The organism is Paenibacillus harenae (assembly GCF_030812415.1).
In the GTDB taxonomy this organism is placed as follows: domain Bacteria; phylum Bacillota; class Bacilli; order Paenibacillales; family Paenibacillaceae; genus Pristimantibacillus; species Pristimantibacillus harenae_A.
The window spans coordinates 181,378-199,303 of sequence record NZ_JAUSST010000006.1; the positions used below are offsets into that span (position 1 = coordinate 181,378).

Genomic DNA, 17,926 nt, shown 5'->3' on the forward strand with positions numbered 1-17,926 from the left:
CCGGCCTTGGCAGCAGACGACATCGTTGAAGGCGGTGTTACTCTTTAGAGACGTGACTGCCCCATACCGCGACACCTTCTGCAGACAAGGCGCTGAATGTCATGACATAGGACAGAGTCCCTTCATCCCATTGACGGAGGAAAACGCCGTTGTATACGGTGCCGTCGATCGTAAGTTCGATCGTATAGTCGCCGGTGCTCTTCCAAGAGCCGCTGACGCTGCCCGTAATCTTGCCATCCTTTTGCAGTTCGATCAGCGCAGCGGCCTTCACATCGGCGGTAATATCTTTGCCGTGATTCACGAACTTGTACGCCCCGATAACCTTCTCGGCCGTAACCTTCTCGGCCGTCTCGCCCGCATAACGATGCGGCACTGCGACCGGCCAGCCCTCGGTATTCATCAGCAGTTGATGAACGCGAACCTCATGGCCTTCTCCGCGGGACGGGAAGCGAGTGTGGAATATAATGAAGTTTTTGTTTAATTCGGCATCATAATAGACGGAATTATGGCCCGGAGACACGTATCCCGTTCCGATATTCGCAATCTCGCCGTCCACGTTATCGAACTGGAAGTTGCCCATCAGCTTAGCGCCGTAAGGCGCAATGGATAGATCGTCGAAAAAGGTGCCGAACGCACCGTAGGCATCGATCATCGCTTTGCCTTCCGAATCGACGTATGGGCCGTCGGGGTTCTCGGAGCGGGCAACGCGGATATTGTAACCGCCCGTGGAATCAAGCCCTCCATAGGACAAATAGAGGTAGTAGTAGCCGGTTTCTTCTACGTACTGAATGTATGGCGCTTCAATCCTGCTATGGTTATTGCCCAGCAGCTTCTTGCCGTAGCCTTGTCCTTCGAGGGGGAGACCCGTCGCTGGATCGAGCTTCATAATGAAGATGCCCCCGGAATACGAGCCGTACACCATCCATAGGATGCCGTCCTTGTCGAAGAACACGTTCGGATCGACGACGTTCGGATGCACCGTTGCATCGTATACCGTGCCGTCTGCGCCGAGATCATTCCACATGCCGGATTTGAGAATCAAGCCTTTGTCGGTATAGGGCCCTTCGACCTTGTCCGCTACGGCAATGCCGAGCGCGGAGCGAGGAGAATCGCCCTTGCACATGCTGTAATACATATAGAACTTGCCGTCCGCAAGCTGAATAACATCGCCTGCCCAGAACGTATCCGTCTCGGCCCATTCGAGCCCTTCGCTCATTTCCTTCGTTACGTTCGGAATAATCGGATTCTCGTCATAAACGCTCGAGTTAAGCTGCTCCCAGTTCATCAGGTCGGTCGACTTGGCCACCGCCAGATGCGAGCCGAACACATAGAACGTATCGCCGACCTTAATAATCGACGGATCATGCACGGATGCGTTCTTGAAGGTCGGTTCCGCTTCCGTAACCGCTTTCAAATTATTGGCGGCTGTGTCCGCCCCGGGCGTGATCGATGGGGCTGGGCTGTTCGTATTGTTGTTACCGATACGGTTGCCGCCGCCGTTGTCGCTGCAAGCGCTCATTAGTGCGAGGACGCATACCGATGCGATTAGAGCTGTTCTTTTCTTCAAAATGTGGATCCCCCTTAAAACAAAGATATAGTTTATATTAACATTAACTAATTAATAAAATTATTATATTCGACTTGAGACCATTTAACAAGCTAGAAGCCGCTGATAAAGCCACGCTGATGAGAAAAAAGATACAGTTACTCACCAAAATGGTGAGGACTATACCTTTTTTCTGCAGGTCATTCCTATGTGCTGGAATCGGTAGGTTTTATATGAAAATCCGCGTACGAAATTGACTCGGTGTCTCCCCCATGATTTTCTTGAATGCGGAATTAAATGATTCGAGATGCCGGTAGCCAACATTCTCGGCAATGGTACTGATTTTAAGTTGAGAATGGTGCAGTTGCTCGCAGCTTTTCCGTATTCTCATGTTCTGAACGTATTTCCCGAAAGTTTGTCCCGTGTATCTAACGAACAGCCGTTGCAAGTGCCGCACGCTCCATTTGGAGTTGCTGGCTAATAGCGACAAAGTCAGTTCTTCATGGAGGTGCTGCTCCACGTATTGGATAACAACTTCAAATTGAAGATTCTCGCTTATGGTACCTTGTTTAACATTGGTTTGGAGTCGATATACGGCAATGATTAACTGAATTAGCAGCGTAGATATGAAAGTCTCGGAACCCGATCGCAATAAAGAGTATTCTCTGTGCATGGAAGACAAAATCTTCTCAATGGTGCCATCCTCGTCATAAGAGTCAAGACCGAAGCCAGTATCCTTAAGCTCCTCAATAAAGCGAAGAAGGGACGAATCAACAAGAATGCTCTTCAACTCATCGAGTACGGTTGGTTCGAAACTACAGTTGTAAACAATCAAATGTTGATGCTCGGTATCGGTAGAAGCCGGACGGAAGACATGCGGGGTTCCGACCGGAATAATAAATAATTGGCCTTTGCGCACGGGATTAACTTGATTTGAGATATAATGGAATCCTTTTCCTTCTGCCACGAGATTAAATTCAATAAAGTCATGGGAATGAAACGGAACTTCAAAATCTTCCGTAAAACGGCTGACATGAATCTGAAGATGATTTTTATAAAAATATTCGCCTTTAAATCGATGGATGACCGCGTTCATGATTTGACTCTCACCTCGACACAGTTATGGCATTAATCCGTGGATGTTATGTCCTTATTAGCGGATGTTGTCAGGATGGGGATAGCTATAATTATAGCATAGGAGCGGTTATAGCAACTCAAAAGCAGGAGGTTATATCGGTATGATCATTACGAATTTACTTGTTCAGTATTTGGAAAATCCACTGGGAATCGAGACCAAGAACCCGCTGTTAAGCTATACCCTTGAGTCAGGCGAGCAGAATCGGAATCAGGGCGCCTATCGTATTGTTGTTGCTTCCTCAATAGACTATTTAAGCAACGACATAGGCGACTTGTGGGATTCAGGAAAGGTTCTGAACGAGAGAAACTACGCGATCCGATATAATGGAAGCTCGCTCTTATCCAGACAGGAGGTTTTCTGGAAAGTAAAAGTGTGGGATAACCATCATACAGAGTCGGAATGGAGCGAACCGGCCTCATGGGAAATGGGGCTGCTGGAGGATCATGAATGGACCGCAAGCTGGATTGGGCAGGGGGATCATACAATGGGCAACAAGTCTTCCGCTCCGCAAGCGGCAACGGATTTCGAAGTACCGGATTGCAAGCGGATCGTCAAGGCTCGTGCTTATATTAGCGGATTAGGGTTATTCCAGGCAAGCATAAACGGATCCCGATTGGACGATCATTTTTTTAATCCAGGCGAAAGCGACTTTTCTAAGACGGTGTACTATGTAACCTATGATATTACAAATCGATTAAAGAACGGTACCAATGCAATCGGAATCGTCATCGGAAACGGACAATACGTTAATTTCAAGGTTAATCCTGTTATGTTGTTGGATGATCACACCGAGGCGCCTGAACATCGGTATCAAAAAAACGATAGCGGATACTTGCGGCAAGGGATTTACGGAGAGAAAAAAGCGATCGCCCAGATCGAAATGACCTATGAAGACGGCTCCATAGAAGTCGTGGCAGCAACGGATGGCAGTTGGAAAATAACGGACAGTCCCATAACCTTCAACAATTGGTATGGCGGGGAAGATTATGACGCGACTGCTGAAATCAGCGGCTGGGATATGCCGGGATCAGATCGTACCCGATGGCAGAATGCTGCTTTGATGAGTCCGCCGCTCGGCAAATTAAAAGCAAGAGAGTTTCACCCCGCCCGAATAACGGAAAAGTTCCCGGCCGCATCCGTAACGAGGCTGAATAATGGTCATTTGCTAGTGGATATGGGACGCAATGTAGCGGGCTTTCCGGAGATCGTGCTGCACGGGATGAAGGAGACGGACAGAGGAACAGTAATTCAGATGTTTCCGGCAGAAATCTTGAATGATGCGGGAACGGCTGTAGATCAGTCCTCTTGCACGCAAAGCTGGAGTGAACGATACCATTGCAGTATCAAGAACAGCTATACCGTTAGAGGTACCGGAGACGAAAGCTGGCATCCCTCATTTTGTTACCAGGGATTCCGGTACGTAGAGGTTGCGGGATTCGGACGGGAAGCATCCATTACTAATTTTAATTGTTGCGTTCTGAGAGTTTCGAATGAAAAAACAGGCACCTTTGAAACATCTAATCCCGTAATTAATCAAATTAACGAGATGACGGAGCGGTCGATTGAAAGCAATATGTTCTTCTCCTTCACGGACTGCCCGCAAATCGAAAAGATCGGATGGCTTGAAACGACTCACTTGATGTTCCGCTCCATGGCTGCGGGATATGACATTCGTTCATGGATTCCGAAAATCGTGCAGGATATGATCGATTCGCAAACCGACGAAACCGATATTCGGAACGGCGATACCGAGCAGATCGGTTATATCCCTGCCATTGCTCCGGAATATCATCGCATCGTCGGCTTGCATAGAGATCCGAACTGGAGCGGCGCATGCATTCTGACGCCGTGGGAGTATTATCAGATCTACGGAGATGAATCTATATTAGTAAAAGCATATCCTGCGATGAAACGATATATAGCCTACCTGGAGTCTCAAACGGTCAATGGCCTGTTAAATAATTATGCGCAGATGGGAGACTGGGGGCAACTAAATGAAAGCACGCCGAAAGTGCTGGTCGAGAATTGCGCTTATTATTATTTGCTGAGCACGATGGCTCAAATTTCAAATCTACTTCGCGATTCAGAGAATGCGGAGCGTTTCTTATCTCAAGCATCGGATGTAAGGGGCAGGTTTCATAATCATAGGGAGTGCTATCAACCGGAGCGCAAGGTGTATGGGAATGACAGTCAGTCAAGTTACGGCTGTGTGCTGTTTAGCGGCATTGTATTAGAGGAAAACAAAGAAAGCTCGATCGGGAAGCTTGTCGAGGCCGTTCGTCAACGCGATTATCATTTATCGTCAGGGGAAGTCGGATTGAAACAAGTGTTTTCCGTATTAGGAAAGTATGGCCACAACGATGTGGTCTATCGAATGGTTATGAACGATACGCAGCCGAACTATAAGTTTTTTGTAGATAACGGTTTGACTACTCTTCCGGAGTATTGGAATTACGAGGAACTATGGCATGGTATGGCGAGATCGAGAAACCATGCCATGATGGGGCATGTGAAAGAGTGGCTGACCAGTTATGTATTAGGAATAAGAATGGAAGCGCCGGGTTATCGAAATATGAAGATCGAGCCTGCGCTGACACATACCATCGGGAAAGCACAAGGAAGTATAGCAAGTCCGTATGGCGCTGTTCGCGTTGCGTATGATCGAAATGAGGATGGGATGCACCTGGAAGTTCAAATTCCTGTAGGTACAACTGCTGACGTTGGAATTCCTGCGATCGGCTCCGGGAAAATAAATACAGGCGGCAGCAGTAATAATCGAATTGAAAAACAGGGGCAAACGTATTGGATTCAAAATGTAGGATCAGGCCATTACAAGTTTACGATCATCTAAACAACCTATAGGACCGATTGCTCTCTGGAATGTCCTTCCGGAGAGTATTTTTTAGGTTTCGGGAGAGGCTGTGACCATTATTCATGAACGGGATGTGGAAAAAAACAGTATTAACGAGGCTGTTCGCGCTCTTCTGCCTTTCGTTGCTGCCAACTTATATTCTGGCCGTCATCGTTTATAACTGGAGCACTGCCGGTATTACTAACCTATCCGTTTCTACAGCGATATTTTGTTAAAGGGATGGTTATAGGAAGCGTGAAGGGGTAGCATAGCAAAAAAACGGCCTCATCGCCCGATAACGGGATAATGAGGCCGTCTCTTCTTCTGCCCGCGATAGAAGCGTTATTCTACTTTTTTCGGAGCTTCGAACGTCATGCCTTTCGTGTCCACCGTAACCTTCTTCATGGAAAGCGGTTCAAGCGGCTTGTCGCTGGCGTCGCGCTCTTGGGCAACGATTTCGTCGACCACTTCGAGCCCTTCCGTAACTTTGCCGAATGCAGCGTACTGATTGTCGAGTGAAGTATTATCCTCGGCCATGATGAAGAACTGCGAACCTGCCGAATTCGGATCATTCGTCCGCGCCATGGAAATAACGCCGCGCGCATGCTTCAGTTTGTTCTCGAAGCCGTTCGACGAGAACTCTCCGGCAATGCTGTAACCCGGACCGCCGCTGCCTACGCCGTCGGGATCGCCGCCTTGAATCATGAAGCCCGGAATAACGCGGTGGAAAATAACGCCGTCATAGAACCCGCTTTGTACAAGCGAGATGAAGTTGTTGACTGTATTCGGAGCAACCTCCGGATAGAGCTCGACCTTAATCGCTTTATCGTTGCTCATCTCAATCGTAACGACGGGATGCTTGTCCGATCCGAGCAGCTCGGGGCCGTCTTCCTGCGGCGGCTCCGTTGCGGCAGCATTTTCATTGTTGCCCGAGCCTTGCGTGTCGCCTCCGGTATTTTCCTTGCTGGCCCCGCAGCCTGTCGCGACGACAAGCAATACGGCGAGTATGACGAGCAGTCCTGCAAATAATCTTTTATTCAACAGCATGTACGCATCCCCCTTGTATATGATCCACTTTGTATAATAGCATATCGAATGATTTGATTGCGAGTGTGCATGCATTTGAGGGTTGACCTTCTCGTAAGGGAAAGCTTTACGATGGATTCGCAGTGTTATATCAATACAGGAAGGATGATTGCCATTATGCCGGATCATGAAGCGATTTATAAGAATGAAGCGGAGATTTACGATGCTTTGATTACGAAACAGCCTGCCTTGCAGATGCTCATCAACGAGATTAGGCCATATGCGGGGCTCGATATTGTCGATGTGGGGGCAGGGACGGGCAGACTGACGACCGTGCTCGCGGGCGATGCGCGGTCCATCGTGGCGACAGACGCCTCGCAAGCGATGCTGGGGATCGCGGCAAATAAGCTTGCCGCTGCCGGACATACCAACTGGCGGACAATCGCCGCCGATATGAGAGAGCTGCCGCTCGAAGAGAAAAGCGCCGATCTGATTGTGGCCGGATGGTGCATATGTTATTTGGGATCCAGCAACAATCCGAGTTGGGAGCGAGATATCGAGAAGGTCATGCGCGAGCTGGGACGGGTGCTGCGCCCGGGCGGGACGATTATTATTTTCGAGACGATGGGAACGGGGTTCGAACAGCCGAATCCGCCCGATTTTCTGCTAAGCTATTATTCGGCATTAACGGAAAAGTTCGGCTTCTCGCATAAGTGGATCCGTCTGGATTATCAGTTCGATAGCCCGGAGCAGGCGGAGCATTTGACGGATTTCTTTTTCGGGGAGGATATGGAACGTGCCGGTGCGTTGAGCGGCAGGGCTTATGTTCCGGAATGCGCAGGCGTATGGTGGCTTCATACGTAGATTGGAATGAAGGCGGGGAGCGCTGAATGAGGCGCTGCTCCTCTTTCGGTTACCGAATAACGAATTTCGACACCTCGCTAATTTCGTTAATCTCGTCAACCGTCAGCTTGAAGCGGAGCGTCTTGACGTTCTGCTCGGCATGCTGCGCTTTGGAAGCGCCGGGGATCGCGAATACGGTATTGCCATGGGCATGAATGAGCCAATTGAGCGCGACCTGCGTGACGGTAGCGTCATAATGGGAAGCGATCTGGCGCATCGTATCGATAAGCGGCTTCGATCGTTTCATACCTTCCCGGCGGAAGGCGGTGCCAAACTTGCGAGGCCCTTTGATCGTTTTGACAAGCAGCGGATCGTCATGGAATTTGCCGCTTAGAATGCCTTGCGCAAGCGGCGAGTAAGCGATAATGGCGGCATTCAGCTCCTTGGCGGTGTCCAGGATGCCATTCTTCTCAATGCTTCGGTCGAGCAAGCTATACTTCACTTGATTGGAGGCCAGACGCATGCCATGCTCGCGCAGAACGCGGTCCGCTTCGATCATCTGCTTGGCGCAGAAGTTGCTGACGCCTATATACTCGATCTTTCCCGCTTCCGCAAGCTTAATCATCTCCCGCATCTCGCTGCCGACGGTAGAGAACGAGAACGGCTGATGGACTTGGTACAAATCGATCTTCCGTCCTTCAAGCGCTTCCGATCGATCGTTAATCGTTCGTCCAATGCTGCTGGCTGTGCGAAGGATAGGCCACCATTTCGTAGCAACGTGAACATGGGCTTCCGCAGGCAACGTTTCACGCAATGCGCGGGCAAGCTGCTGCTCGGACTGTCCGTTGCCATATATTTCGGCGGTATCGAACCAGTTTATACCGCCTTCAATGCAGGTTCGTACGATGTCATTGATTATGCTCGGCTCTAGCGTGGGCCAGAACTTGCCGATCAAGCCCCCTCCATTGCTGAATTGCCAGCATCCGAGTCCAAGAGGAGATAACTTCAATGAAGTATTGCCAAATCGTCGATAGGTGGATTGAGGCATGGCAGCGAGTCTCCTTTGCGGCAAATCGGTTATAGATAGAGAGTAGTGTGTAGTTTGGATTGGATTAGGATTTGCCGGTAATTTGTTGAATTCTCCCTAGCAGCTCATTGACCTGCCGCAGGAGCGATTCTGCATCTTCAGGCGTACTGCCCAGCTGGCAGTAGAGTTGTGGAGGGACATCGTAAGCTTTGATCTTCAAAGCTTGGCCTGCCTCTGTAAGCGTAACGAGAACGCTGCGCTCGTCGTCGCGGTCGCGGGTGCGTGTCAGAAGACCGGCGGCCTCGAGCTTCTTCAGAAGCGGCGTAAGCGTTCCCGAATCGAGGTATAGCTTATGTCCAAGCGCGCTGACCGAGATATGGTCCTGCTCCCATAGCGCGAGCATCGTGACGTATTGCGTATAGGTTAATCCGAGCTTATCCAGAATAGGGCGGTATAGCTTGGTCATCTCCCGCGAGCAGGCATATATGGCGAAGCAGATTTGGTTATCGAGCTTTATCGTATCGTCGATATTCATGTGTACCTCCAAAGGTATAGGCATTCTATTTTTATTATAAAATGCCCCTTTTCATTGCTGATCATCCAATTAAATTGTATTAAACCAAATATAGAGCAGACGGCTGCCGACTGTCAACCTGGCAAAGCGCATAAATGTTATCCGAAAATGGGGTGTGAACAACTTGCGTTCACGCTCCATTTTTTATATTGCTTCAACGATTGACTGCGCTTCTCCAAAATACGACGTGCCAAGCTTTTTTGTGAACGGCAGCCGATTATGTTATAGTTACAACGTTTATTCGATGTTATGGAGGAGTTATGATTATGGCGCATACGGCAGACGATGTGGCGGAATGGATGTTGAATGAAGTGAAATCGGCGGGAATCTTGCATCAAGAGGCCGCGGTTGAATATATTAAGAGCCATTTTGGCGAGTCATTTATTTACGTGAATGAGAACGGCAACGAGTCGATCGACAAAGAGGTGAAGAAGGCGTTCCGCAAGCTTCATCGCGGCAAGGCGGCATGGGAGCGCGACGGCTTTTTCTGGGGCTGGAGCTAGAGCTCGCCTAATACAATTTCATGCAAACAGCCTGCATCGTCATGGATGCAGGCTATTCTTCGGGCTATTAAATAACATAAAGGTGTTTTGTCCCGCTAAATTGTGGCGTTCGTGCGCCGATGCATCAATAACCGGAAAAACTCCCGTTAATAATACGGACTAAACCAAGAAGCACGGATATGGGCAGGATTAGCGGGAGGAATTCCAGTTATTCCAACATATCGGCTACTTTTCGCAAAATTAGAGGTAGTTATTCCAGTTAAATTTGCGGAGTGCTGCTGATTAGTCGGTTGTTGCAGCCCAAGTCATGCTGCTTTTCTGAGTCGGTATTAACGAACGAATGCGCCAGCCACTCCAGTTACTCCAACTACCTCTCCAGTACCCCCAGTTCAAACCTCTACTCCAACCCTACGCCGATCCCAAGCGCTTCCGCACGCCGCACCATATAGTCGGCTACGGTCAGATCGAACGAAGCCATTCCCATCGGGCAAAATAACACCGGCTCGTCATGCCCCCAAGCTGCGAGCGCCTCGCGGCACACGACGTCGGCGAGCGAACGCGTCTGTTCTTTCGCGAGGCCGCACTCTTTGTGCAGCAGCTCGATATCGGTATTCTCGCGGCATACCTCGTTCCAATCGTCGACAATGACGGCCTTCACTCCGCCGATGGCTTCCGCCTTGAAGTCGCGCAGCGACACGTCCAGCAGCAGCGTCCCCGGAGCGGGAGGCGCATCGATGTAGCGATTGCTGCTGACGGTGCATGTGATAACGACGTCGGATTCGGCGTAGAGCTGCTGCCAAGTGGACGCAGCAAGCGTCTTGCCGCGCAGGGCGGAGTGGATATTGTCGAGCTTCGGCTCGCGAATGTCGTAGACGAGGGCCGAGTCGATGAGATCGCCGTACAGCTCGGCGCACATATCGAAGTGCAGCTGGCCGATCGGGCCCCATCCGATGATGCCTACCCGCATGCGGCGCCCCGGATGGGCTTTCAAATAATGGCGAAGAACGAGGCCGCTTACGGCGGCGGTGCGCGCGGCGCTCGCAAGCGGTGCGTTGATGATAGCGTACGGCACGCCGCTTGCCGCATTGTTCAGGACGGTCACGCTATGCGCGCGAGGCAGTCCGAGGTGAATGTTGCCGGGAAAGCTGGCGATCCATTTCAAGCCGGCGGCTTGCACGTCGCCGCCGATATAGGCAGGCATCGCGATAATGCGGTTGGCCGGATCTTTGTAGCGCAAATAAGGCTTCAGGGGTTGGGCGTAATCGCCTTGATCCATGACGGTGACGGCATGCTCCACGCTATTTACAAGTTCATTCCATTGCAAGCCGACCATGCGTAGATGACTATCGTTCAAATATAACACGAGCATTATCCTTTCAACGGTGGAATGGCAGTGCCGAATTTCTGCTCGACCCATGCGTCGGAGTAGACGGTATCCATGTATCGCTCTCCGCGGTCATGGAGGATGACAGCGCAGACGGAGCCGCTCGGAATCTGATCATAGAGGCGTGACATCGCCGCAATGACGGCGCCGGAGGAGGGTCCGGCAAGAATCGATTCCTTCTGAACGAGCTTCCTGCAGCAGGCTACCATTTCGCGTTCCGGTATATTCATAGAAATGTCCATAAATTTCGACTGCCCGAAGGGAGGGACGATGCCTGCCCCGAGGCCGGGAAACACGCGAGGTCCTTTGGCGCCGCCGAATATGACGCTGCCTTCGGCATCGACGGCAACGAGCTTCGTGCCGGGCGAGTGCTCGCGCGCATACAAGGAGCATCCGAGCATCGTGCCGCATGTGCTGACGCCGCCGACGACATAGTCGACTGTCCCAAGCTCGTCGACGATCTCGCGCATCGTGCCCTCGTAATGAGCGCCGTAATTGTTGTCATTCGCGTATTGGTTCGGCCAATAGCTGCCCGGTAAGCGCTGGAGAAGCTCCTGTACCCGCTGCAGCCGTGCCGGCAAAAATTCACCGGTCGCTTCGTCCGGTTCAGCCACGAATTCAATCTCCGCGCCATATGCCTTCATGATCTTGATGTTCTGCTCGGACGTCTTCGGATCGATTACGCATATAAACTTCATGCCATGGTAAGAACAGATTGCAGCAAGGCTGATCGCCATATTGCCTGAGCTTGATTCGACGACGACCGACCCCGGGCCGATTCGTCCGTCCTTGATCGCTTGATCGATAATGCGCGCAGCGGGCCGGTCCTTGGAGCTTCCGTTCGGATTCATCAGCTCCAGCTTGGCGTATACCCGTATGCCCCGGCGTTCTTCGAATAGTCTGGACAGCCGCACAAGCGGCGTTTGCCCGATAATGGCCAATATACTATCGTTCACCACGATGGCCCACCTTTCAAAAATAGATCTTTTTCGCCTTCACCGCTCCCCGTTCCAATTGCTCGTCATCTGCCGCTTTCGTCACGACAATCCCGCTCAAAATACGGTTTTGAATCATTTCGCCAATCTCAGGAATCTTAACCTCGATCGCTTGCCGGATCATTTCCATCATTGCTTCATCCAGCGACTTGCTCTTAATATGAACGGCAAGCTTATTGCCGCTAATGCGCACCCGCAGCTCCGCATCATGCACGAAGCGGTTCACGACCTCTTCGATGTCATAAAGGCTGATTTTCTCGCCATGCTTCAGCTCCGCGCCGATCCGTTTCGAGATGCAGCGGAACGTTTGCTTCGGTACGCCGTCTACCATAATCGTCTCAAAATCTCTCACAACGTCGTAAGTGACGAATCGAATAGCGGGAAACATAGAGCGGACGAAAGAGGTCAGCACGAGCACGCCTTCGTTGTCCTGAAGCGGAGCAAAGCCCGGATCGATTTGTTCGGCCGGTACGGCTTCCCCGAACAGGCCGTCGGATAAGACGTATTTGCCGAGCGCATGCGAATAAGCGGCGATGGCCCCGATCTCGATGGAGCCGTAGGTGTCCAAAATATCGCCCCGCCGGATGCCGAAGCGTTCAGCCATATTCGCTTGCCATTCCAAGGTGGCAATCTCGCCGACGACGATTATTTTTTTGATGCCGAACGCGGACGGCGTTGCAGCTGCTGCGGCAATGCCATCTAAGATGGAGGGCATCGTGTAGAGCAAGTCGGGCTTGAAGCTGTCAAGGCGAGCGATATGCTCTTCGATCGGAGAGGAGAAGGATAAGGCATCGGCTTCGAACCCCATCTTCTCGAATATGGTAACGGCCGTGCTGGCCGCGTGCCCGGTCCCCATGTCGGCAAGCGCTCTGCGAACGCTCTTCAGATCGCTGCCGAGCCACTCGCGGAAAGAAGCCATTTTGGCATCGATATAGCGCTCGTCATCCGGCTCCGAATAATAGATGGCCTTGCGCTTGCCGGAGGATGTCCCCGACGTCCTGTAGACGGATAAGCCGGGTTCGGTTCTGCTTGGCACTGCGTAATACCCTCGTTCAAGCACCTCGGCCGTCACAAAAGGCAGCTCCGCAATGTTTTGCACATGGGAATGAAGCCCCAGCTGCGCGAGCCATTCGGCGTACCAGGGATGAAGCTTGCCTATCAGCTTAACTTGCCGCTGAACTGGCATTGCTAGAGTCATAGGTATGAGCCTCCTATCGCATAGATTCAAAGCTGAATTACTAAAGCATATGTTGGCGAAGACGGCTCGGTTCGGTTTATGACGATAGCGGCCTAGGGCTATTTTTTGACTAGATTAATATGTTAACAAGAGACTGAAAACAACGGAGGGATTACGTGGACGTGAATTTGAACAAGGCGGTAACGGCTAACAAAGCCGACAAGGTGGAGGATGGCCCAAAGGCCGAGGTGTCTATAAAGAGCAACTATAGATACCGGAGATTGTATTCGAGACCAAAGAAGAAGAAATCCTACAAAGTAACGAAGAAGAAGTGGGGTCCAACAGCGCGCAGGTTCAAGTCCTATAAGCCTAACAAGTACAGTCGTTCGGGCGGAAGCAAATATGTCGAGCCTGTTAAGAAAAAATATGTGCGGAAAGCACCGGCACCGGTGAAACGGAAGGTCGTGCCGCGGAAATATAAGCAGGCTTCCTATAGCAAAAAGGTCGCGCCTCCAAAGCGGAAGAAGGCTGAGCCTGTTGTGAAGGTGAGCCGGTCGTACAAGGATAAATGGGTGAAGACGAAGGTGCTGCTCCGCAACAGAGAGCTAAGCCGGCATGTGCCGAAGACGAAGCTGTTCAGCAAGAAAACCTTATATGGCATGCTGCGAAATTACGGGATGGTATACGCGAAACCCGTGGATGGCCAAATGGGTATCGGCGTTATGCGCGTGGAGCTGAATAGAGGCGGATATTCCTATCAGAACGGGCTGCGGAAGTCGTCGTTTGGCAGTTATGACGCGCTCTATAGCGCGCTTGTCAGGGAGACGAAAGGCAAAGTTTATGTGGTGCAAAAAGGAATTAATCTGCTTAAGCATAAAGGCAGGCCGTTCGATATCCGTTTAATGGTGCAGAAGTCGCCGCATGGCGGCTGGGAAGCAACGGGCACGCTCGGAAGGGTGGCGCATCCGCGCAAAATCGTCACGAACGGCAGTCAGGGCGGTTCGATCTACCCAACTGCGCTTCTGCTGAAGAAATATTCCGATGCGGGTTACCGCAACCGCTTGCTGCGGCATATGGACTATATCGGACTCGTTACGGCGAAGCAGATGCGTGCCGCTTATCCGGGGCTGAACGTGATCGGGCTTGATCTCGCGCTCGATAAGCGTTTGAAGCCATGGATATTGGAAGTGAATACATCGCCCGATCCTTGTCCTTTCACGCTGCTGCCGGATCAGACGATGCTGCGCAGAATCATCAAGTACGCTAAAGCATACGGCCGCAGATACGCGCTGAATTGCGGTAAAGCTAAGCGCGGCGTGTAAGTAAGCATAAGTGCGGCAAGCGCCTCTAATCGGAATGGACGATGGATTCCATCGAGAAAGCGGTGCGGAATCGAAGGCTCTCGACCGGGTCGCGCAAGTCCCGGCCGGTGAGCCTTTCGCATTTATCGAGACGATAGGTGACGGTGTTGCGATGGACGAATAGCTGCTTGGCTGTTTCGGCCAGCTGGCAATGCGTCTCATAGAACGTGCTTAGCGTCTTAAGGAGATCGCTCCGTTCCTTGCCATCGATTTGGAGCAAATCCTTGAACGTATCCTCGTAATATTCCTTCAGCTCCTCCTTCGGAATCATCCGCAGGAGGTTGTTGAAGTTTTTCGCGCGATAGGGTTGGACAAACTGTCGCTTGCGGGCGTCATAGCCGGTCTGCAACGCTTCCACGGCTTCCTTGTAAGATAACGGAATGTCCGGGAGCTGGGGGACGGGGTTGCCGATCCCTATGGAAATCGGGATGCCGTGTACCCGGTGAAGGGTATCGACGATTTGCCGCATTTGCTCCATAAACTTGCTGCCCTTGCCTTCCTTTACATCGATGCCTCGTTGCAGCGCGATCAACGCGCAGAAATAATCGTTTTTCGTGAATAACACGAACCGTTGATCAAGTTTGGAAAACTCGGTTTTCAGCACATTGTAGTGGCGATCGCGCTCCGATAAAAACCTGCCGTCCGCTTCGATAGCGTTCGAGACGCCCGCGGTATCGTAGGATGTATCCCGTTTCATGACGACGCTGACGTAGGAGGGGTGATTCATCAGGTTGTAATATTTGATGCGATGGGTGAGCTCCTGCTCCGAGGAGATAAGGCCATCCACGAAGTCGGAGAAAAATTCGTTTTTGTACCGGCGAGATCTCTCCTTCACTGCTTGCCGCTTCATAAGCTCCAGACCGATCACGTTGGCCGCTTGTTCCATTGCATGCTTGGACAAGCTGTAGTGCGCATGGCTCTGGTCAATGAGCGCAACTACGTAGCCTTCGAGCTGGAAAGTCATGATCGGTTGAATCACGGAAGCTGCTGCAACTGCGGAGTCGCGATTGGGGGCGATACGCTCTTGCAGGCTTGGCAGAAAATCGCGGCATTGCAGTTCTGTCAGGCCGCTGGAGTGACAGAGGAGTTCGGCATGCGCATCGATGAGCAGAACGGGCGAGCTGATAAGCAGGGACAGCTCCTCGATGATGTCCTGCGTCGTCTTGCCCTGCATAATCATTTGCGAAAATTGCCTATGCGTCGTCAGAGCATAATTCAGCTCGTCGGTTCGTTTCTCTAGAATATGGCTGAGCGAGTGGCTCCATATGTCGCCAAGCGATTGTTCCAACGACAGCTCGATGATCGGAAATTGCAGCTCGTCGGCGCGCTTAACGACTTCCGGCGGCACTTCGCTGAAGAAACGTTTGGTCTTGATGGCAAGACCGGCACAGCCAACGCCGGCCATGCTCGTAACGAGCGACAGCAACGCCTCGGGATGATCCTTCATCGCGTAGCCGGTTGTAAGAAGCAGCTCCTGCGGCTTCAAATAATGAATGATGTCGGGAGCATCCATGATGGTGATGGATTGAACGGTATTGCTCATGCCTTCGCGGCCTGCGACGACCGCGGCGTTGGCATATATAGGAAGCGACAGCAAGTCTTTGAGCAGCATGACGGCACCACCCTTGCACAAATGTTATGTTTTATGACATCAATGTATCACTTGTGCTTCTTGTTGTAAATATGCAATTGTTCATAATGTTCAAGGGATATCTGTGATTATTGGTTAATGTGAACAATGACTTTTGGATGGAATGCGATTAAGATGTAGCTATACATCACCGATACATGTAAGCTAAGTTAACAATTAAATGAATTGGGGTTGGGGTAATGAAATTGGAAGTGCGCCAGGTTGGGAAGAGCTATGGCAGCAGAACGATTTTGAAAAATGTAGATCTCACCGTTCACTCTCACGAGTTTATATGCATATTAGGCCATAGCGGTTGCGGCAAATCGACGTTGTTGAATATGATTGCAGGTTACTTGCTGCCTGATGAGGGGGGGATTACGGTTGACGGCGAAGCGGTCAAAGGGCCGTCGAAATCGCGGGGCATGGTGTTTCAGGATCACGCCTTGTTCCCCTGGATGACGGTGCTTGACAATATCTCGTTCGGTCCCGAGGTGCAGAAGATGCCCAAAGCGCAGGCGAAGGAGACGGCCAAACAGTTTTTGAGGCTGGTCGGACTGGAGCCATATGCTTCGCATTATCCCGCGGAGCTGTCGGGCGGGATGAAGCAGCGCGTCGGCATTGCGAGGGCTCTCGCAAGCCGCCCGGATATTTTGCTCATGGATGAGCCGTTCGGCGCTCTTGACGTACTGACGAGAGAGACGATGCGCGTCGAGCTGCAGAAGATTTGCAGCCAGTTGAAGCCGACTATTTTGTTCGTAACGCATAGCATTAGCGAGGCTGTTTATTTGGCGGATCGCGTTGTTGTCATGAAGCACGGCGAGATTGCGGAAATTTTTGAAGTTGGCATTAAGCACCCGCGGTCGTCGCATTCGGATGGATTCGGTGAAATGATGAGCCGAATCGAACGCGTTCTGATGGATGAAGAGCATTTGGAGCAGGTTTCAGCAAAGGTGGGTTCGTAATGAATGGAGCTAAATCGTCGACAGTGAAGGGTGCCGGCCCGCTCGCGGGAGCTGAGGCGGCAGTTATCGGCAAGCAAGCGCGCGGGAAAAGACCCGGGGCGTTCGGTTCGTTTTTTCAGAAATACAACATACTCCCGTCATTGCTGTTCTTTGTACTGTGGGAGCTGTTTTCCAGAGTGAATGAAACCGTCAAGTTTTTTAACCCGAACTTTCTTCCGGCTCCGACCGTGCTGCTGTCGGAAGGCTGGGAGCTGGCGAAGACGGGCATCATTACGGACAGTATCCTTTCGAGTACGGTTCGAATTCTGCTAGGGTTTGTGATCGGAAGCGCTGCGGCGGTTGCGCTCGGCGTCGTGATGAGCAAGTTCAAAGCGGTTGAGCGTTGGTTCTCGCCGATTCTTAATCTGGTCGGACCGATTCCGGCGCTAGCCTTGCTCCCGTTGTTTATTATTTGGTTCGGCATTGGCGAGTTTCCGAAGGTGCTCCTAATCGCATGGACGACTTTTATTCCGGTGCTGGTGTATACGCTCGACGGCTTCAAATCCGTCCCTTCCACATTAATTCGGTCGGCGCTCAGCTTGGGTGCGACGGAGCGGCAAATTTTCACGAGAGTGATGCTGCCTTCCGCTATTCCGAATTTTCTCGTCGGCGCGCAAGTAAGCCTCGGTTTGTCGTTCTCCGCTCTCATCGTCTCCGAGATGATGGGCGCAAAGGACGGACTTGGCTATATTATCGTAGACGCTAGAAACTATCTCAATACAACCAATATGTTCATAGCCATCATACTTATCGGCTTAGAATACAGCTTGTTGTCCTACTTACTGAAATTGGTCGAGAGGAGGATCACGGCTTGGCGTAAAGGCGGACTCCGCGACGCAATAGAGAAGTAGTGCTTCCCGCTGGACCGGT

At 51.3% G+C, this 17,926-nt stretch carries 15 protein-coding genes; 6 read left to right on the forward strand and 9 right to left on the reverse strand.

The window, feature by feature from the left end; genetic code table 11:
• Positions 1-37: 37 nt before the first annotated feature.
• Together J2T14_RS21755 and J2T14_RS21760 are read right to left on the reverse strand one after the other, a co-directional pair.
• Complete coding sequence (locus J2T14_RS21755) at positions 38-1,519, reverse strand: glycoside hydrolase family 43 protein (protein ID WP_307474814.1); 1,482 nt, start codon at positions 1,517-1,519, stop codon at positions 38-40.
• 256 nt (positions 1,520-1,775) lie between these two features.
• Positions 1,776-2,642: a helix-turn-helix domain-containing protein gene (locus J2T14_RS21760; RefSeq protein WP_307474128.1), complete on the reverse strand. Its 867-nt coding sequence runs from the start codon at positions 2,640-2,642 to the stop codon at positions 1,776-1,778.
• A 142-nt stretch (positions 2,643-2,784) separates the two neighbouring features.
• Between J2T14_RS21760 and J2T14_RS21765 the strand changes: the two genes are divergently transcribed.
• A complete protein-coding gene (locus J2T14_RS21765) occupies positions 2,785-5,535 on the forward strand; it encodes a family 78 glycoside hydrolase catalytic domain (RefSeq protein ID WP_307474130.1) in 2,751 nt (916 codons plus the stop codon).
• Positions 5,536-5,877: 342 nt separating this feature from the next.
• On the opposite strand, the gene J2T14_RS21770 is transcribed toward J2T14_RS21765, so the two are convergent.
• Positions 5,878-6,582, reverse strand: a complete 705-nt coding sequence (locus tag J2T14_RS21770) for a peptidylprolyl isomerase (RefSeq protein ID WP_307474132.1) — start codon at positions 6,580-6,582, stop codon at positions 5,878-5,880.
• A 156-nt stretch (positions 6,583-6,738) separates the two neighbouring features.
• Here J2T14_RS21770 and J2T14_RS21775 point away from each other — a divergent pair, with 156 nt between their 5' ends.
• Positions 6,739-7,425, forward strand: a complete 687-nt coding sequence (locus J2T14_RS21775) for a class I SAM-dependent methyltransferase (RefSeq protein WP_307474134.1) — start codon at positions 6,739-6,741, stop codon at positions 7,423-7,425.
• A 49-nt stretch (positions 7,426-7,474) separates the two neighbouring features.
• Here the strand turns inward: J2T14_RS21775 and J2T14_RS21780 are convergent, their stop codons facing one another.
• Complete coding sequence (locus tag J2T14_RS21780) at positions 7,475-8,452, reverse strand: aldo/keto reductase (RefSeq protein ID WP_307474136.1); 978 nt, start codon at positions 8,450-8,452, stop codon at positions 7,475-7,477.
• Between the two features lie 64 nt (positions 8,453-8,516).
• The gene (locus tag J2T14_RS21785) at positions 8,517-8,966 is read right to left on the reverse strand and encodes a MarR family winged helix-turn-helix transcriptional regulator (RefSeq protein ID WP_307206110.1); all 450 of its coding nucleotides are present in this window, start codon (positions 8,964-8,966) and stop codon (positions 8,517-8,519) included.
• A gap of 305 nt (positions 8,967-9,271) precedes the next feature.
• Between J2T14_RS21785 and J2T14_RS21790 the strand changes: the two genes are divergently transcribed.
• Positions 9,272-9,508 carry a DUF6953 family protein gene (locus tag J2T14_RS21790; protein ID WP_307206109.1) on the forward strand — a complete coding sequence of 79 codons (237 nt, stop codon included), beginning with the start codon at positions 9,272-9,274 and terminating at the stop codon, positions 9,506-9,508.
• A 397-nt stretch (positions 9,509-9,905) separates the two neighbouring features.
• On the opposite strand, the gene J2T14_RS21795 is transcribed toward J2T14_RS21790, so the two are convergent.
• From J2T14_RS21795 to J2T14_RS21805, 3 genes are read right to left on the reverse strand one after another with little or no spacing between them, the layout of a single operon-like run.
• Positions 9,906-10,877 carry a 2,3-diaminopropionate biosynthesis protein SbnB gene (locus J2T14_RS21795; RefSeq protein ID WP_307474138.1) on the reverse strand — a complete coding sequence of 324 codons (972 nt, stop codon included), beginning with the start codon at positions 10,875-10,877 and terminating at the stop codon, positions 9,906-9,908.
• Positions 10,877-11,848, reverse strand: coding sequence for a 2,3-diaminopropionate biosynthesis protein SbnA (sbnA, locus tag J2T14_RS21800; RefSeq protein ID WP_307474139.1), 972 nt, complete (start codon positions 11,846-11,848; stop codon positions 10,877-10,879). The genes J2T14_RS21795 and sbnA overlap by 1 nt, the downstream gene beginning before the upstream one ends.
• A 16-nt stretch (positions 11,849-11,864) precedes the next feature.
• The gene (locus J2T14_RS21805) at positions 11,865-13,085 is read right to left on the reverse strand and encodes a hypothetical protein (protein ID WP_307474141.1); all 1,221 of its coding nucleotides are present in this window, start codon (positions 13,083-13,085) and stop codon (positions 11,865-11,867) included.
• Positions 13,086-13,240: 155 nt separating this feature from the next.
• Between J2T14_RS21805 and J2T14_RS21810 the strand changes: the two genes are divergently transcribed.
• Complete coding sequence (locus J2T14_RS21810) at positions 13,241-14,386, forward strand: YheC/YheD family protein (protein WP_307474143.1); 1,146 nt, start codon at positions 13,241-13,243, stop codon at positions 14,384-14,386.
• Positions 14,387-14,411: 25 nt separating this feature from the next.
• On the opposite strand, the gene J2T14_RS21815 is transcribed toward J2T14_RS21810, so the two are convergent.
• The gene (locus J2T14_RS21815; protein ID WP_307474145.1) at positions 14,412-16,037 is read right to left on the reverse strand and encodes a PucR family transcriptional regulator; all 1,626 of its coding nucleotides are present in this window, start codon (positions 16,035-16,037) and stop codon (positions 14,412-14,414) included.
• Between the two features lie 218 nt (positions 16,038-16,255).
• Between J2T14_RS21815 and J2T14_RS21820 the strand changes: the two genes are divergently transcribed.
• The gene (locus J2T14_RS21820) at positions 16,256-17,017 is read left to right on the forward strand and encodes an ABC transporter ATP-binding protein (protein ID WP_307206103.1); all 762 of its coding nucleotides are present in this window, start codon (positions 16,256-16,258) and stop codon (positions 17,015-17,017) included.
• Positions 17,017-17,907, forward strand: a complete 891-nt coding sequence (locus J2T14_RS21825; protein ID WP_307474147.1) for an ABC transporter permease — start codon at positions 17,017-17,019, stop codon at positions 17,905-17,907. The genes J2T14_RS21820 and J2T14_RS21825 overlap by 1 nt, the downstream gene beginning before the upstream one ends.
• Positions 17,908-17,926: the final 19 nt, after the last annotated feature.

Coding starts and splice junctions, on each gene's coding strand:
- J2T14_RS21790 (WP_307206109.1), top strand. CDS start 9,272: ATGGCGCATACGGCAGACGATGTGGCGGAATGGATGTTGAATGAAGTG.
- J2T14_RS21780 (WP_307474136.1), bottom strand. CDS start 8,452: ATGCCTCAATCCACCTATCGACGATTTGGCAATACTTCATTGAAGTTA.
- J2T14_RS21820 (WP_307206103.1), top strand. CDS start 16,256: ATGAAATTGGAAGTGCGCCAGGTTGGGAAGAGCTATGGCAGCAGAACG.
- J2T14_RS21815 (WP_307474145.1), bottom strand. CDS start 16,037: ATGCTGCTCAAAGACTTGCTGTCGCTTCCTATATATGCCAACGCCGCG.
- J2T14_RS21765 (WP_307474130.1), top strand. CDS start 2,785: ATGATCATTACGAATTTACTTGTTCAGTATTTGGAAAATCCACTGGGA.
- J2T14_RS21760 (WP_307474128.1), bottom strand. CDS start 2,642: ATGAACGCGGTCATCCATCGATTTAAAGGCGAATATTTTTATAAAAAT.
- J2T14_RS21795 (WP_307474138.1), bottom strand. CDS start 10,877: ATGCTCGTGTTATATTTGAACGATAGTCATCTACGCATGGTCGGCTTG.
- J2T14_RS21755 (WP_307474814.1), bottom strand. CDS start 1,519: ATGAGCGCTTGCAGCGACAACGGCGGCGGCAACCGTATCGGTAACAAC.
- J2T14_RS21770 (WP_307474132.1), bottom strand. CDS start 6,582: ATGCTGTTGAATAAAAGATTATTTGCAGGACTGCTCGTCATACTCGCC.
- J2T14_RS21775 (WP_307474134.1), top strand. CDS start 6,739: ATGCCGGATCATGAAGCGATTTATAAGAATGAAGCGGAGATTTACGAT.
- J2T14_RS21805 (WP_307474141.1), bottom strand. CDS start 13,085: ATGACTCTAGCAATGCCAGTTCAGCGGCAAGTTAAGCTGATAGGCAAG.
- J2T14_RS21785 (WP_307206110.1), bottom strand. CDS start 8,966: ATGAATATCGACGATACGATAAAGCTCGATAACCAAATCTGCTTCGCC.
- J2T14_RS21825 (WP_307474147.1), top strand. CDS start 17,017: ATGAATGGAGCTAAATCGTCGACAGTGAAGGGTGCCGGCCCGCTCGCG.